This window comes from Streptomyces sp. NPDC054847, from assembly GCF_053610925.1.
The window spans coordinates 78,781-93,871 of the sequence record NZ_JBSGZJ010000001.1; the positions used below are offsets into that span (position 1 = coordinate 78,781).

15 protein-coding genes and 3 pseudogenes are annotated in these 15,091 nt (G+C 67.2%); 9 read left to right on the forward strand and 9 right to left on the reverse strand.

Annotated features, from left to right (window positions below; genetic code table 11):
* The first annotated feature begins 26 nt into the window (after positions 1 to 26).
* Together ACWGH4_RS00570 and ACWGH4_RS00575 are read left to right on the forward strand one after the other, a co-directional pair.
* Positions 27 to 848, forward strand: coding sequence for a hypothetical protein (locus ACWGH4_RS00570; protein ID WP_453454077.1), 822 nt, complete (start codon positions 27 to 29; stop codon positions 846 to 848).
* Positions 812 to 1,153, forward strand: a complete 342-nt coding sequence (locus ACWGH4_RS00575) for a hypothetical protein (protein WP_453454078.1) — start codon at positions 812 to 814, stop codon at positions 1,151 to 1,153. Before ACWGH4_RS00570 ends, ACWGH4_RS00575 begins: the two co-directional genes overlap by 37 nt.
* A gap of 45 nt (positions 1,154 to 1,198) precedes the next feature.
* Here ACWGH4_RS00575 and ACWGH4_RS00580 read toward each other — a convergent pair whose 3' ends face one another.
* The 6 genes and pseudogenes from ACWGH4_RS00580 to ACWGH4_RS00605 form a co-directional block, all read right to left on the reverse strand.
* Entirely contained in the window at positions 1,199 to 1,528 is a 330-nt protein-coding gene (locus tag ACWGH4_RS00580; protein WP_453454080.1) for a hypothetical protein, read from the reverse strand.
* On the reverse strand, positions 1,518 to 2,324 hold the full coding sequence (gene istB, locus ACWGH4_RS00585) for an IS21-like element helper ATPase IstB (protein ID WP_314250970.1): 807 nt from the start codon (positions 2,322 to 2,324) through the stop codon (positions 1,518 to 1,520). Before istB ends, ACWGH4_RS00580 begins: the two co-directional genes overlap by 11 nt.
* 2 nt (positions 2,325 to 2,326) lie before the next feature.
* Complete coding sequence (locus ACWGH4_RS00590) at positions 2,327 to 3,658, reverse strand: IS21/IS408/IS1162 family transposase (RefSeq protein ID WP_453454082.1); 1,332 nt, start codon at positions 3,656 to 3,658, stop codon at positions 2,327 to 2,329.
* 579 nt (positions 3,659 to 4,237) lie between these two features.
* A complete protein-coding gene (locus ACWGH4_RS00595) occupies positions 4,238 to 4,834 on the reverse strand; it encodes a hypothetical protein (protein ID WP_453454084.1) in 597 nt (198 codons plus the stop codon).
* A gap of 87 nt (positions 4,835 to 4,921) precedes the next feature.
* A pseudogene (locus ACWGH4_RS00600) lies at positions 4,922 to 5,729 on the reverse strand (IS5 family transposase).
* A 95-nt stretch (positions 5,730 to 5,824) separates the two neighbouring features.
* Positions 5,825 to 6,017 (reverse strand): annotated as a pseudogene (locus ACWGH4_RS00605) (DEAD/DEAH box helicase family protein); the annotation flags it as partial.
* Positions 6,018 to 6,418: 401 nt separating this feature from the next.
* Between ACWGH4_RS00605 and ACWGH4_RS00610 the strand changes: the two are divergent.
* Together ACWGH4_RS00610 and ACWGH4_RS00615 are read left to right on the forward strand one after the other, a co-directional pair.
* Positions 6,419 to 6,901, forward strand: a complete 483-nt coding sequence (locus tag ACWGH4_RS00610) for a hypothetical protein (RefSeq protein WP_453454086.1) — start codon at positions 6,419 to 6,421, stop codon at positions 6,899 to 6,901.
* 62 nt (positions 6,902 to 6,963) lie between these two features.
* Positions 6,964 to 7,635: pseudogene (locus ACWGH4_RS00615) on the forward strand (IS110 family transposase); the annotation flags it as partial.
* Between the two features lie 323 nt (positions 7,636 to 7,958).
* On the opposite strand, the gene ACWGH4_RS00620 reads toward ACWGH4_RS00615, so the two are convergent.
* Both ACWGH4_RS00620 and ACWGH4_RS00625 read right to left on the reverse strand, forming a co-directional pair.
* Positions 7,959 to 8,126, reverse strand: coding sequence for a hypothetical protein (locus tag ACWGH4_RS00620; RefSeq protein WP_453454088.1), 168 nt, complete (start codon positions 8,124 to 8,126; stop codon positions 7,959 to 7,961).
* A 577-nt stretch (positions 8,127 to 8,703) separates the two neighbouring features.
* Positions 8,704 to 9,321 carry a hypothetical protein gene (locus ACWGH4_RS00625; protein ID WP_453454090.1) on the reverse strand — a complete coding sequence of 206 codons (618 nt, stop codon included), beginning with the start codon at positions 9,319 to 9,321 and terminating at the stop codon, positions 8,704 to 8,706.
* Positions 9,322 to 9,828: 507 nt separating this feature from the next.
* On the opposite strand from ACWGH4_RS00625, the gene ACWGH4_RS00630 reads away from it, so the two are divergent.
* Complete coding sequence (locus ACWGH4_RS00630) at positions 9,829 to 10,758, forward strand: hypothetical protein (protein ID WP_453454092.1); 930 nt, start codon at positions 9,829 to 9,831, stop codon at positions 10,756 to 10,758.
* A 307-nt stretch (positions 10,759 to 11,065) separates the two neighbouring features.
* Here the strand turns inward: ACWGH4_RS00630 and ACWGH4_RS00635 are convergent, their stop codons facing one another.
* On the reverse strand, positions 11,066 to 11,440 hold the full coding sequence (locus ACWGH4_RS00635; protein WP_453454093.1) for a hypothetical protein: 375 nt from the start codon (positions 11,438 to 11,440) through the stop codon (positions 11,066 to 11,068).
* Here ACWGH4_RS00635 and ACWGH4_RS00640 point away from each other — a divergent pair.
* The 4 genes from ACWGH4_RS00640 (at position 11,421) to ACWGH4_RS00655 (ending at position 14,989) form a co-directional block, all read left to right on the forward strand.
* Complete coding sequence (locus ACWGH4_RS00640) at positions 11,421 to 12,626, forward strand: hypothetical protein (RefSeq protein WP_453454095.1); 1,206 nt, start codon at positions 11,421 to 11,423, stop codon at positions 12,624 to 12,626. The genes ACWGH4_RS00635 and ACWGH4_RS00640 overlap by 20 nt on opposite strands.
* Positions 12,602 to 12,955 carry a hypothetical protein gene (locus ACWGH4_RS00645; RefSeq protein WP_453454096.1) on the forward strand — a complete coding sequence of 118 codons (354 nt, stop codon included), beginning with the start codon at positions 12,602 to 12,604 and terminating at the stop codon, positions 12,953 to 12,955. The genes ACWGH4_RS00640 and ACWGH4_RS00645 overlap by 25 nt, the downstream gene beginning before the upstream one ends.
* A gap of 114 nt (positions 12,956 to 13,069) precedes the next feature.
* Positions 13,070 to 14,044 carry a hypothetical protein gene (locus ACWGH4_RS00650; RefSeq protein WP_453454097.1) on the forward strand — a complete coding sequence of 325 codons (975 nt, stop codon included), beginning with the start codon at positions 13,070 to 13,072 and terminating at the stop codon, positions 14,042 to 14,044.
* A 57-nt stretch (positions 14,045 to 14,101) separates the two neighbouring features.
* Entirely contained in the window at positions 14,102 to 14,989 is an 888-nt protein-coding gene (locus tag ACWGH4_RS00655) for a hypothetical protein (protein WP_453454099.1), read from the forward strand.
* Positions 14,990 to 15,091: the final 102 nt, after the last annotated feature.

Genomic DNA, 15,091 nt, shown 5'->3' on the forward strand with positions numbered 1-15,091 from the left:
AGTGATATGTGCCCAGACTGAAGGGCATGCCCTTTCCGTCCCGCGTCATCCCCGCCCGCCGCACCTGCCGCCTCCTGGCCCTGTTAACGGCCGCCTGCGGCCTCGTCGTCGCCTGCGCCACCCCTGCCGAACCCGGTGACCGCCGCACCCCGGCACGGGCCGCCATGACCCCCGTGACCACCACGGCCGCCGCCAGCACCTGGCCCCCCACCACCGGCCCCACGCCGACCTACGACTTCCGCACCTACCCCCGCTTCCACGGAACCGGGTGGAAAGCCCTCACCAGCCACGGCATCACCAGCATCCACTCCCAGCCGTACGTGATCGTTTTCGCCGACAGTGCCGCCCGCAGCCGTCTCACCCCCTACCTCACCGGCCCGGCCGCGCAGATCACCGCCACCACCGGCGTGCAAGTCACCGTCTCCACCACCCTCGACACCACCCCCGTCGGCACCTGCCCGGCGTGGCGGCGCATCGTCGTCCACTACAGCTACCGGCCCACCGGAACCGCAGGCATGAGCACCGCCGACCCGTGCGTCTCCACCGCCGACCAGTCCGCCTGGGGCGGCCACCTCCGCATCAACTCCGAATACTGGGCCGCCGGCTGGTACTCGTCCGATCCGGCGCAGCAGGAGATCATGCGGAAGAACGTCATCACCCACGAGCTGATACCGATCCCGAATTTTCCTCAGAGCTACTCTTCGCCCCAGTTGGTTCACGGAGTGAACCAACTGGGGAACGTGGGGAGCGAGCGCGGGCGTGACGTGGCTGCTCTTCGACGGGTGTCAGAGCTGTGGGGGATGATCGGGCCATGCTGCAAGCGAGAGACGAGCACGGTCGTCAGGTGAGGAATCCGGGGCCCGCGGCCTTGAGTCGGATGGTGGCGAACCTCGGCCGGGGCAACGCCTTCGTGATCGTCGAGCGAGTCGACGATGAGGCTGCCGGTGATTGGTATGTGCAGGTGTGGCTGAGGGATGACAACACCTACCAGCTGGAGTTCCGTGACGGGACGGCGGCAGAGCACTACCAGACCCGGACGATCTCCCAGGAAAAGGTGATCGTCGCCCTGAGCGGCTGGGCCAAGGGGCGCCCGGATTGGAAGGACGCCTTCATGTGGAACAACATCGGCGCCTCGTTCGGAAACGCCAGCTGACCCTGCCGCCGCCTGGGGCCGACAAGGTCAGTGACGTGCGGCCGCTCAGCTGCGGCGCATGGGGATGACGTCGGGACTTGCTGCAGGGATGGTGGGCCGCGCGGCCTCGGGGGTGGCGAGAAGCGCGACGATAGTGACGGGTTTGTCGCAGTGCGGGCAGTTGCGGATAGCTGTGGGCGTCAGGGGTGTGGGTGCCGGCGCCTGCCGCGTGACCACGTCGGTCTCCGCTGTGTTGATGGCTTCGTCGCGTTCGCGGCGTCGTCGCCTGGCTGCTTCGGCCTTGCAGCGGGGGGTGCAGTAGGTGTGTCGGGTTGCCTGGGGGTTGACCTGGAACTGGGTCCAGCAGATGGGGCAGGCCCGGTGTTCAACCAGCACGTCCAGTCACCCCTTTGCGGAGGTTGTCGGAGTGGGACTGGTGCGAGCGGAGGCGGTAGGACGGGCCATCGATGCCGACTACGGCGGCTCGGTGAAGGAGCCGGTCGAGCATCGCGGCGGCGACCGTCGCGTCGCCGAAGGCGCCTGCCCAATCTGCAATACCGACATTGGTCGTGAGGATCGTGCTCGACTTCAGATACCTCTGGTTGATCACCTGGAAGAGGGCCGAGGCGCCGTCGCCCGGCAGCGGGAGGTATCCGAGTTCGTCGATCACGAGCAGGCGGGGTCCGGCGAAGAACCGCATGATGCTCGACCAGCGGCCTTCGAGTGCGGCCTTGTGACACTTGGCGGCGAGTTCGGCGGCGGTGGTGAAGTAGACGCGGTGGCCGGCATCGACCGCAGAGCGGGCGAGTGCGACGGCCAGCATCGTCTTGCCGACGCCGGGCGGGCCGACCAGCAGGACGTTGGAGGCATTGTCGAGGAACCGCAGGGTAGCCAGGTCGCGGATGAGTTTCTCGTCGACGCCTGGCTGGGCAGCGAAGTCGAAGTCGTTCAAAGTCCATGGTTCTGGCAGGCAGGCGAACCTCAGTCGGGAGGAGAGTTTGCGGGCTTCGGTCGCCTCGACTTCGATCTCGAGGAGTTTCTCCAAGGCGGTGGTGAGGGTCATCCGCTCGGCTCGGGCCTGGTCCAGGACGCGGGGAAGGGCTTCGGCGGCGTCGTTGAGTTTCAGATAGGACAGGTGGCCTCGCAGCTGCTGGTAGCGGCGGGCCTCGCTCATCGGCATGGTGTCACTCACTCTCACGCTCCTGGGTCTTCGTGGGTGGGGGCCTGCCGCAGCCGGTCGGCGACGGCGGCGTAGTGAGACAGGTCGATGACGACCCGGTTCGCGACGTCTGTTTCAGGTCGGCCGCGAAGCTTTTCGGCTTCCGCCTGGGCCGCGGCCGACGGGGGCCGGCGGACCTTGGTGCGGCAGGGAGCCTTGTCGGTGAACGAGGCGAGAACGGCTCGTTCGAGGGCGATGACGTGCCCGGAGTCCCGGACGGTCTGACCCGCTCCGTCCGGTGCCCGGCGGTGGTGGGCGATGATCGCGCGGCCGGCGGTGACCACATGCAGGTCGTCCTCGCCGAGGCGGATCCGGACCGTGACGTGGGCGCCGGTCAGCCCGGGCGGGACGGAGTATTGGTTGCCGGCGAAGGAGACGAGTCCTTGCGGGCTGACGACTCGGGTCTGCTCCAGCTCGGCGGGGAAGGGGCGGGTCGGCAGGTCCAGCAGCGGCTCGGCTTCGGCGAGCGCGGCGACCGTGGTCGAGGCTCCGTCGAGCTTGCGCTTGCGGTTGTCCATCTGGACGGCCAGCTTGTCCACGCCGTTCTGGCCTGCCTCGATGCTGATGCCGTCCGGGACGGTTCGCCACCAGCGCTGAGCCGCTGAGTGGTTGGCCTTCTCGACGACACCCTTGCGGTTGCCCCGCCGGGGCGGGCAGATGTCGATGCCGGCTCCGTAGTACTTTGCGACGGCGGCGAAGGTCGGCAGGATCCGTCCGGTCGGCGGGTGGCAGACGGTGGCCATCCGGTCGAACCGCCACCTGCGGGCGGTTCCGCCCAGGCGCCGCAGCACGGCGTCGATGGACTGGACCAGGTGTGGGAAGGTCTCTGCCTCCGCGAGCACGGCCCGCCATCGTCCCGAGTGGGCCAGGGCACCGACGAGGAGATGCGCGTTGGCACCGACGCCCCACTCCGCGGGCGGGTCCGGGAGCTCGACCCAGTCGAACTGGATCTCCTCGCCCGGAGGATGCGCGATGATCGCCACGTCGCGGCCGCTTGACGCCCGGCATGGTTCGCAGTGGGGTCGCGCTTTGTATCGCCGAAGGGCCCGGGTGAAGGTTGAGTAGCCGCCCGAATAGCCGAGTTCCACCACTTCGTCGAAGAGCGTCGAGGCCCACAAGTGGGGGTCGTCGCTGAGTCGTTGGCGGCAGTACTCCAAGAACGGCATGAACGCGTCCGGCGACTGACGTCGATATCCGGAGACCCGCTCGCCATTCAGATACGCGCGGATCGTCTTGCGGTCGTGCCCCAGGTGCCGGGCGATCGCCGAGATCGACCAGCCCTGGCGACGCAGTGCGTGAGCATCCACGTCTTCCTCCCAGGTGAGCATCCAGGGCCCTTCAACAGCCCGAACTCCGTGCGCACGCAGGCTCTCCAGAACACGCCGAGACCAGTTCGACACGCCGGGAAGATCACGCAATGGGTGGGGAGATCACCTGAGCAGGTTTGGCCATCTGAAGAGCGACACCTGGGGAGGTTCAAAGAGCGCCATCAAGAACACCAATGACGGCTTCGTTTGGGTCGTCCCCGCGTCGTCGTCGGGGCTGGTGGCCAAGGGCACGTGGACCTACGACGGGGCGTCCCTCGGGGCACCGGTGGCCAATGCGCAGTTCGGGGCGGCGATCGACGAGTAGCGGAACCGTCGAGGAGATCTGAGAATCCACCAACGGCCGTATTTCCACGCTGGAATTGCCGAGCGGCCGGGACTCGTCGGCAGTCTCCTCGGCGAGCCCACGCCGGGGAGTGGTCAGGCCCCATCGCGCGCAACGGCCCGGAGTCCGGCGGCAGGGCCTGCGAGGAGTCCACGTCGTCCGCAATGATTCGCAGGACGTCGTCGACGAGCTGCTGCGGGTGGGCGGTCTTCCACGTCGTGCTTAGACGTCGTTTCTTATGGCTGTTGTGCGGAGTGGGCAGCTTCAGGGAAGCCCAGCTCGTCCAGCAGCGCGTCGAAGAGTTCCTCAACGAAGGTCTCTCGTGCGCGCAGCAGTTCCTCGATCCGAGGCTGCTGCGCCGCGGCCTGGACGCCAGCTGCTGAAGCCCACACGAGAGCGCCTTCGGCGTCGGCCGGCACCTCCGCATCGAGCTCTGCGCGCTTGTGCCCGATGGCTTCTTCGAACTCGGGGGTGGCTATCCAAAGGCTCACGTCGTCCACGTCCTCGTGTTCCTCGACGAGGAGGGCCGCGGCGTTGTGCAAGTTGAGCCATGCTTGCCAGCGGCGCCCATTGGTGTCCAGGCCGGTCACGAGGGCGACACTGCTGTCGGAGACATCAGCGACACAGGCCGGTGTATCGGTCCATTCCACCAAGGCGAAGAGGTAATCGTCCTCCCAGATGCCCTGCTCCAACTGCAGGGTCTGCCAGCCGCCCGGTCGCGGCTGCCACTCGTGCACGTCGTCCCTCAGCCCTGGACCGGTACTGCCGAACAGGGGTGCTTCCAGCAGTGGGCGCTCACTGCGCGCAAAGACCAAATGACCGGAAAAGCCCATGGAACCTCCTCGTCGAATACCAGCGCACCCTACGAGCTGTCACTGACACCACCGGTGCTGGCCGACTGTTGCTCCCGACCGACTGGCTCACCGGATCAGTCGGCGGTAGCCGATCAGGGTCGCGGCTATGCCGACGAAGGCAAGAAAGTGCTCGGCCTTGCGTTCGTAGCGGCGGTGGAGGCGTCGGCAGCCGGCCAGCCAGGACACGGTTCTCTCGACCACCCAACGATGTCGGCCCAGCCGCTGTGAGGACTCGACGCCCTTGCGGGCGATGCGGTGGCGGATTCCCCGCGCGCGGAGCCACCGGCGCAGGTGGTCGTAGTCGTATCCCTTGTCCGCGTGCAGCTTCGCCGGCCGCTGGCGCCGCGGGCCACGGAGGGACCGGATGGGCGGGATCCGCGCACGAGGGGCTCCAGGCCCTGGCTGTCGTGCATGTTCGCGCCGGAGATGCCCAGGGACAGCGGCAGTCCATTCCGGTCACAGATCAGGTGGATTTTCGATCCCAGCTTGCCGCGATCGGTCGGATTCGGTCCCGTCAATGACCCCCTTTTGCAGCCCGGACGCTGACTGAGTCGATCGCGCACTGTGACCAGTCCAGCTCGCCTCGGGCGCCGAGCTCGTCGAGGACGACGCGGTAGAGCCGGGCCCAGACCCGGTCCCGGCTCCACTGGGCGAAGCGCCGGTAGACCGTGGGCCAGGCCGGGCCGAACACCGGCGGGAGCTGCCTCCAGGTGCAGCCCGAAGTGGCCACGAAGATGATCGCGGCGAGAGCCTCACGGTCACCGGCCCGGCGTCGGCCCCCGCCCTGCGGACGTATCACCTCAGTTGGCGGCACCACCCGCCGGAACAACACCCACAACTCCTCCGGCACCAACCGTTCGACCAGATCCGTCATACACGGAACAACGAACGCTCACGCCATAAGAAACGACGTCTTAGGGTTTCGTAGGCGACATAGATCGTGGAGCAGGCGGACAACTCCCGGCTCTACAGTTCCGGGTCGTCTTGGAGGCTGCACACCGCGACGGCGCCCTTGTGCCCAGCGTCGTGCCACGCCCTGCACCGTCTGGGTCAGCAGGTCGAGCGTCGGCACCAGTACGAGAATGCGGCCCTTGGAGACAAGGCGCGTTGCCGACGCTGCTGCGATGATGGTTATTCCTGTTCCACACGCGGCGTGTACCTGCCTGACGCTGGAAGGGGGTTTGTTGGTGTGCGGGGTGCTGGCTGCATACCGGACGCGCGTTCGATTCTAGTCCTGTGTAGACCGCCGCTGAACAACGCCGACTGTCCCGTGTCATCGAACATTGAGCGTTGTCAGCGAAGTTTGGCCACCAGTAGGTTCGTGCCATCGATGCTTGAGTGAACTCGGGCTGCTTGACTACGGGGGGTGGCCGTGTCGGATGCGGTCTACGGTCTGCTGGGGGCACTAGGCGGTGCCATCGTCGCAGGCACCGCTACGTTCTACGGGCCCCTTCAGGTGCAAAAGCGAGCACTCCGAGAGGCGTCAGCGGAGCGCGACTCGACCCATGCCCATGCCGCTGCAACTCGGCAGTCCGAGCTGCAGCGTGCTCAGGTTGCTCGGTCGTGCAGGTGCGTAAGGCCATGGCCGCGTGGGACAACCTCTTGGGGCGGACGTTCCGCCTGCTCGGCAATGGCATTGTCGACCCCGGAGCGTTCCACCAAGCGGCGGAGCAGGCGCGTGTCGACGCGAGTACGGCCCTATACGAGGCGCTGAACGATGGCTTGTACATCCCAGCAACGCAAGGTACCGACGGCCGTGAGCGGCTGGAGTTCGGCGACTACCCGGACCTGCGGGACGATCCCGCAGACTCGAAGTGGGTCCTGGACAAATTTGAGAAGGCGACAGAGGCGTTGAACGCCATGGTGGGAAGAGAAGTGGACCCTTCGAGCGACGCCTGGGTGGAACTTTGGGAAGATACGAGGCGTCACGTTCTGAGCGCGCACAGGTGTCGAGCTGATCTTTCACATGCATTGATGCGACACGTCGAGACCATTGCAGATGTCACCAGGATTGAGACCCGCGGTGGTGACAGTGGGCTCGCATGACGTTTGGCCCTGCCTGGAACGGCACTGCCAGAAGTTCGGGACATACCGGACCATTCTGCCGGCTCGAACTCTTCGCTGACGTCCTGGATTTGGGCCATGAGGTCACCTGGGGGATCGATCTGGCCGACGACGGCGCCGCCCTGGCCATCGCGATCCTCCTCAACCACGACCAGCCTGTGCTCTACCTCTCGGGCCGGGCCATCCACCGCGCCTCCGAGGGCTACCGCGGTGAGGGCAAGACCGACGCCAAGGATGCAGCCGTCATCGCCGAACAAGCATGTATCCGGCGCGACCTGCACCCCTTACGCACCGGCGACGAGACCGTCACCGACCTCAAGATCCTCACCGGCCGCCGCATGGACCTGGTTGCCGACCGCACACGCACCGTCAACCGGCTCCGGGCCCAGCTCACCAGCATCTTCCCCGGCCTGGAGCGAGCCCTGGACCTCACCAACACCGGCCCTCTCACCCTGCTGACCGGTCACAAGACCCCGGCCGCCCTCCGCCGCCTCGGCGCCAAGCGCCTGGAGACTTGGTTGCGCAACCGCAGCGTTCGCAACGCCGATCAGCTCGCCGAGTCGGCCGTCCAGGCCGCCGAGCGCCAGTACACCAGCCTGCCTGGGGAGAAACTGACTGCCCAGATGGTGCACACGCTGGCGAAGGAGGTGAAGGCCCTCAACCAGCAGGTCGCCGAGATCGACAAACTGATCGAGGCCCGGTTTCGCCAGCACCGTGACTTAAGGAGCACCCGTCCTCCCGAAGAGAGACGGATTCGGTCTTTGCTTCGGCGGCCCGCTGCTCGGCCACTGTGGGATGGGCGCCTACGGCTCCGACCGCCTGTCCTTGCTGGACGAGGACCTCGAACAGTTCCTCACGTGCCTTGATCGTGTCGAGGTCTTGCAGTTCAGTGGCGGCGGCAGCGAGGTGGCCGGCGGTGCTGAGGAGGCCGGCCCTGACGTTGCGGGGGTCGGTCCACGGATCCGGGTGACCGGGCGGCCAACGCAGCTCTCTACCGCATCGCCCTGGTCCGCATGTCCAGCGATCCGCGCACCCGCGACTACGTGACGCGGCAGACCGCCGCCGGCCGAACGAAGAAGGAGATCATCCGGCTGCTGAAACGGGCCATCGCCCGGGAGATGTTCCGCTGTCTGACCACCACGGTCGCCGTGCCCTCGATCGCCGATCTGCGTCCCTTGCGGCAGTCGAAGAACATCACCCTCACCACAGCAGCCCGCCACCATCTCCACCCTCGAACGAGGAATCCACCGGGACGACGACCTCACCAGCACCTACCGCGACTGGCTCACCGCCGCTTGACGACCAATAGGAGCATCATGTCGCCGGGGAGCGGTCGATCGCACGGTCGGCTTACCTCAAGGCAGCAGCCTCCGTTCCCCAGTCCCGGGCTGACGCATCACATTGACGACACCCCCTGGCGCCGTGATCGGTGCGGGCGCTGTCGCGCGGGGGCGCGTACCTGCGCGGGCCTGCTTTCGAGCCGTTGCAGCGTGGGAGAGAGCGGACGCATCCGGGTACCGCTGCTCGGGTTTCTTGCTCAGCAGGGTCGTCACGAGGTCGTCCCCAGGCGGCGGGGACTCCTCGAAAGACCCGCGCTGGGGACGGGCCGCTCCTGGTAGCCGGCCGTCAGGGCAAGGAACGGGAGTCGTCCCGTGATCAACTCGAAGAGCAGGCAACCGAGGGCGTACAGGTCACTGCGTGGGTCCGGGAAGCCACGCGCCTGCTCAGGCTGGTCAGCGAGATGATCCGAAAGAGGCGTCCGGCGAGGGGGCGCAGCGACTGGCTCAGTCGTCGAACCACACGACGAGGCGCACGTTGTCGTCACCGTGCTGTGCTGCGAGTGCCTCCATAGCTTTCCAGACAGGTTGCCACTCGCCGGTTTTGGTGACGGCGTCTCTGCGGCGGATGGTGACCGATCTGTAGAGCGTGTCCCCGACGAGCCACTCACTTCCGTCGGGCCACTCCCGGTCTTCGCCTCTTTCGAGACCGACAGCCTCGGCGAACGCAGGACTCCAGGCGGACTTGCCTGTCATCCTGAGCCCGTTCGGAGTCTGGCGGTACTCGTGAAGCCGGCTGTCAGGCTTCGCTGCAGGCTCGTCCCAGTCGATCGCCTTCACCTCGGCCCAGGTGATCCACGTGGTGTCATGAAAGCCATCCTCGCCGTACCACTCGGTCAGCTGCGCGAACTGCGCACTCACGGCAGCCGAGACGTCGGCGGGCAGACCTCGGCATGCAGCCAAGGGGCGGAAGTTGGCGTAGTTGCGGACCCCAAAGAGGCAGCCGAACGCATCATAGTTACGACCCTGGTAAAGGGAGTCGAGGTCGTACGCGGCGTACCAGGCTGCCTCCCGGTCGTCCTGCGACGCTCGATATTCGAGAAAGCCGCTCATGTCTGTACCCATGCCGGACATTCTGCCGACCCCGTCAACTGGTTTCGCCTGCCACGGATCGATGACCTGCGCATACGTAAGCTGTCTGGTCAGGCGGACCTGTGCTGAGGATTGGGGCCCTGCATCCAGACGGGCCTTCCGACCTGTGCATGAACTACAGCTCTGACCATAGTGACCCTGAGTCGGAGATTCTTAGGCGGTTCGCCCGACTCTCAGCGCTGCCACTGGCGATGCCGAGGCGAGTCTCACACCGGTCGGATGTTGGCCCGACCGCCGATCGATCGCGGCGGAGGTCTGCAGAGGAACTTCCGACTCAGGTTTCTGGAGCTGCTCCGGAATCCGGTGGATTCTTCGCGGAGGGCGAGGCACAATCCGGGCGGAGAACCGGGGCGAGGGGGAGCTTGCTTGGACGTGTTCGCGTGTGCCGGGTGCGGCACCGAGCTGACGGCGCCGGTGTCCCGAGTCGCCCTCCCGGTCCACACCCATCACGGGGGCTGGGAGGAACTCCATCCTCCGCTGATGGAACCCGCGACGTACGCCGTCGACCCCCGGCCCACTGGACCGCCCTGGCGGTTGTGGGAGGAGGTCGGAGAGGATGCGGCTGCTCGGCAGTGCGTGTACGCCCCGGTGTACTCCGTCTCTTTCGGCGCGCGGAACAGGATCGTCATCGCCCCTGGCGACTCCCGGTCCATGACCCTGATCCCCGAGAAGTGCGAGGGCTACTGCCAGGGCGTGGACGGCCGGGCCGGCCCCAACCTGGCGTGCGAGGGATGCGGGCGAGCCGCGGCGACCCGCATGGACGACTGCGGGATGTGGCAGACGGTGTGGCTGGAGCCCGACGCGGTCGAACGCCGCCCCTCGGGGCTCCCTGCAGGGCGGCCTCCCGACTGGGACGATTTGGAGCGCGCCGAGCACCGCGTCCCACCCGTCGAACCCGACGGGTCGTGGAGCCGCCGCTGGGAGACGGCGGTCGGAGTCATGCTGGCCCACCTTGTGGCGGCCACCGAGGACCGCCCGGTGACCCTCCCCGTCGGTCCCGTCGCCGAGCTGCTCGGCGACGCCGTCGGCCGGTACCTCCCCGCCGGACACGAGACCCGGACCGTGGGACTGGCCGACCCCGGGATCGGCACGCCCCGGCCCCGCCCCGACATTTTCCTCGTCCCCCGCCACCCCCTCACCGGCGCGCCCTGGCGTCCGCCCGGCGAGGAGGGGGCTGTGGTGCCGCTGGACAGCGGGCTCTGGGCGTACCTTGCCCACCCGGGCGAGACCTCGCCAATGCCCGCGACCGGAGTGCTCCCGGAGGGTGTCCTGCGCGACGACTACCCCTTGCCGCCACACCCCTGGTGCTCGCTGACGCCCCACCGCCACGCCTTCGACTACACCCTGGTCAGGCTGCCCGCCGTACGCGGTCCCCGACTGAGCAGGTACCGCGACGCGTACCGCCGGTGACCCGAGTCGGAAGTTCCTCGGCAGACCTCCGCCGCAATCGACCGGCAGTCGGGCCCACATCCGACCGGGTGAGACTCGCCTCTGCATCGCCAGCCGTGGCAGCGCTGAGAGTTGGGCGAACCGCCTAAGGATCTCCGAATGAGGTCACTAGTTGGGCGCACACGGACGCGACGGAGCCGACGCATGTGATCCGAACGAAACGGCATAGCCAGTCGTCGAGGCATCTGAGGACGTTCATTACGGCGTAATGAGGGAGGCCGGAAGGGGCAGAGATAGCTGCTCTGTCTCTGACGTCGTCGATGATGCTCTAGTGGGAGAATCGCCAGTCGAGTGCTGGCAAGCCGCCCACCTCGGCAGTCGAAGAGCCGAGACGCTGCAACGCCAATGGGTCGTCAAGCAGATGAGCGCCGATCTCCCTGCGGCCCTCCACCAACTCGCTTGGGCGATCATCTGCTTGGGATGACTCCGCAACTCGCTCTGAAAGATCGGTTGGAACAATGAGCGGATCGCTCTCATCCGGCACGAGCGTCCCACCGGAAGCAGTCCGGAACGCAAAGAAGCCCTCGCCTTCCCGGATATCGAGATGACAAGGGCTTCTTCTGTTCGGCTTCTTGAAGTCCGTGGCTTCACGCAGCTTCCCGGCCGCTGCGAAGATCACCACCATGACCATCTCGTTCCGCATCGACCGAATCCTCGGTGACCGTCCCTTCGCCGAGGCCGGTGATCCCGTCCTCGCCGTCCATGACGAGGGCCGCGGCCTGCTAGCAGTGGCGGGCACACACGTGGCGGTGGCGGGCATGCACGAGTTCGGCAGAACTGCGCCGGTTGGTGTCTACGGCATCGATGATCTGACCTGCCGAGCGCTTCTCAGTGCGCGCTATCCCGTGCGCACCATGGCTTTCCACCCCAGGCTCCCTCTCCTTGTAGTCGGCACGGGCGATTACGACGGCGGCTACTTCTTCGAAGGGGAATTGCTCCTTCTGGACCTGGAGACGGGCAGCGCCGTGTCGCTCATCGAGCACGAGCTCGGCCGCCAAGTCCTGGGCTTGGAATGGCTCAGCGAACAGGAACTAAGCCTGCTGATGGCACCGCCTGACGACTGGCAGGACAAGGACGCGTGGAAGGCAGGGCACGTCGCAGTGGTGCATCGGCCCGACTGGAGGGTCGTACCACCCCGGTCGATCACCGGATATGACCTGGCCGGACCACGGGTAGGGGCCCCGCGAACCGACCGTAGAGAGGATGCCCGCCAGACGGTTTCCGGTCTGAGTACGAACTGGGTCCCGCGACGCAACGTACGCGCGGTTGAAGAATTGTCCGACGGCAGAATCGTGGCGACGCTCGACGGGGTCCAGTTGGAGTCCTGGCTGCCCTCGGGGCGACGGCAGTGGGCTGTCCGGGACGACGATGGTGGTGGCCGTGACATTGTCCTCGCCGCAGATGAGCGATCGGCCTGGGTTGGTCTGGTGCGGCCACCGTGGGAGGAGCGTGCTCAGGCCGTAGTCCGGCTCGCGCTACAGGATGGGGCGCAGCTCGACTACCACACTCCCGCCGGCCCGGTCTCCCTGGTGCGATGTGCTGACGGCCTGTCTGCCCGCGCACCCGCTGGGCGGAACGGGGAACGGAGCAGGTTGCGCATCCGGCGTGGCAGCCGGATCTACTTTCGGGAAACCATTTCCACGAAGGTCGGGCAGCAGCCTGGACCAGGTGAAGCCTGGCTTGCGGCAGCGGACCTGGGGTCCATACCGGTTGCCGAACGTCCGCGTGAGCCGAGGGGGGCGGAGGTCGATCATTTGTGTCCCACTCCTGGAAGCCAGGTGAGACACACTTCGCCGGCCCCGGCGTGGAGACCGCCGGCGGTGACCTGATTTATGCCGGCACCGTCTATCACGGCCACGGATTGCAGCTCGGCGGCTCGTTCGTCGTACGGCGCACGGTAGCCAGTGAAGAGCCGACTTGGGTCTTTCGGACAGACCGGAAGGCCACGGACCTCGACCAGGACACGGATACCGTCTATGTCACGTACGACGATGGCGAGATCGTCGGACTCGATGTCCGTGACGGCAACGTCCGCTGGCGTCGGCACCTGACTGTTGCCGGAGTACCCGTCGTGGCGACCGCGCTGACCGTTACCGAACCTGGCCGACTGCTCATCGGCACCACCGACGGGCGAATCCTGGACTGCTCGACCGTTTAGGCAGTGCCAATGCTGTCCAGGCACGCTGCGAGCCATGCCGACCGGAGCAGCCCGGTCACGTTGTCGCAGTGCGGCCAGTCGAGCAGGACCGTCTGCCGAGGCCCTGGTCATGGCGTGGGTGTGGTGCGGGTGGCGGTGCCGGGCCGTCCCTGCCGGCGGCCGGCCGCACACCGCCCCAAGGACGCCCGCCCGCTCGCGTCCTGCGTCGTGAAGTTCACCGCGCCGGAACTCGCAGCCGACCAGCTCGTCGGCATCCCCGAGATGGCCCAGATCGGCGGCATCGCCGCCTCTACCCTGCGTGCCTACATCTCCCGGCGCGAAAGCGCCGTCCCCCCGCCCCAGGCCACCATCAACGGCCGCAACTTCTGGGCACGGCCCGTCGCCGAGGACTGGGCCGAACAACGCCGCCGCTCCCCGGAAGCCGTCGCAGCAACCCTCGCCGCCGGCGAAGACGACTTCCTGTCCCTCAGTGCCACGAGCATCCGCGAGCGCTTCACCCGCACCTTTCTCAGCGTCCTGTGGGAGCGGCCCCACCGGCGCAAGCGCTGGGCCATGCGCTACCGCACCGAGGCCGCGGTCCACCAGGTCGCCGACGAACTCGCCTTCAACGTCGCCACCGGCATCGACGAGATCATCAACCCCTACGACCTGGCCACCACCATCCGGCACGCCGTCCTCGAAGAATTCGCCACCGGGCAGGAACTCGACAGCAGCGTCAGCCCCGGCGAGCCGTCCCTCTTCTACGGCATCACCACACCGGTGGCCCGCATGCTCGACTGGCTCATCCGCCACCACCCCGGAGTTGCCCAGCACACCATCGGCGAAGTCATCGGCGACGGCGAACGCCGTCTGAACATCCCCCGCGACGTCAGCGCCGAGTCCCTGCGCACCGCCCTGTCGCTCGACGGGAAGCTCGAGAGGCAGAGGTTGCACGCTTTCCTTCACAGCGTTTCTGCCACCAACCACGGCCCGGTGACCGACCGCGCCCTCGCTGCACCTCGGGCCGGGGCCGCTGCAGCATCGCAGCGGCCCCGTCGTGTGGCCGGTCGGTCCGCCGTCCTGGTGGCGGTTTCCCCGTTCCGGCCCTGATGAGAGGAGCGTGTGGGCACGATGGGCCCTTCAGCAGTGTCTTGAAAGGGGCGGAGGGTGGGCGGCGCGGTGCAAGGGCCGGTCGTAGGGGAGCGGTGGGGCTACCGGGTGTCCCCTCATCACGGACCGGTCAGCGAGGTTGAAGTGCTGAAGATCGGCACGAATCGGCCGCTTCGAGTGAAGGTGCGGTTCGTCGCTGTAGAGGCCGAAGACCGACAGGAGTGGGTGTCGCCTGCCCGGCTGCGCGTGCGCTGGGAGAAATGCGAAGCCTGGCTCGAGGCGGAGCAGACATGGAACGAACTGATCCGTGACTGTCCCGAGGACGAAGACGCCGAACTCATTGCAGTCAGTTTCGTGTTCGATAACTGTCCCAAGGACGACATGGTCGGACTGGAAGAGTCAGGCCGAGAACGCGGCCTGCTCTACGTCTACGACCCCGCCCGGCTCGCGACGCGTCTCGGCATCATGCAGGACGTGTTCACCTCCGATCCACGCGCTCGCGTCGACGCTGACGGAACCGTCACCGCCCCATGGCCCACCACCCTCGACATCGCCCGCCGCCTCGCCGCCCACCACGCTGCAGAGTTGGTTGCCGCGCTCGCAAGACAGGAAGAACGCGAGCGGCAACGCGCGATCCACGGCCAGTACTACCCCGGGCGCGGCCGGAACGAGGGCAGCTTCATCTCGCCCGAAATCTGCATCGAAGTGGACCGCACCTACAGACCGGGCCGGGACCTGGTCCGCGCCTGGTGCGGGGCCGAAGCAGTCGATCAGTTCGCCGAGCTGGCCGCGCTGCGCCATGAAGTCGCTCGCATCGGCGGCGTGGCCGAGGCAGCCATTTGCGCCCTCCGCGAAGCAGGGCAGACCGCCGCGGCCCAGCGACTGGAACGCGAGCTGGGTGTCCCCGCCGCTCTCCTGCGAGAGGCACGGGCTCACCGCGACTGACCCCCGCACCGGACCGTACGACTTGGCGAAGGACCGCGATGCGCATTCCGAACGAGCCGGCGGATCTCATGACGCAGATCCGGCACGCCGGCGGAACCCTAC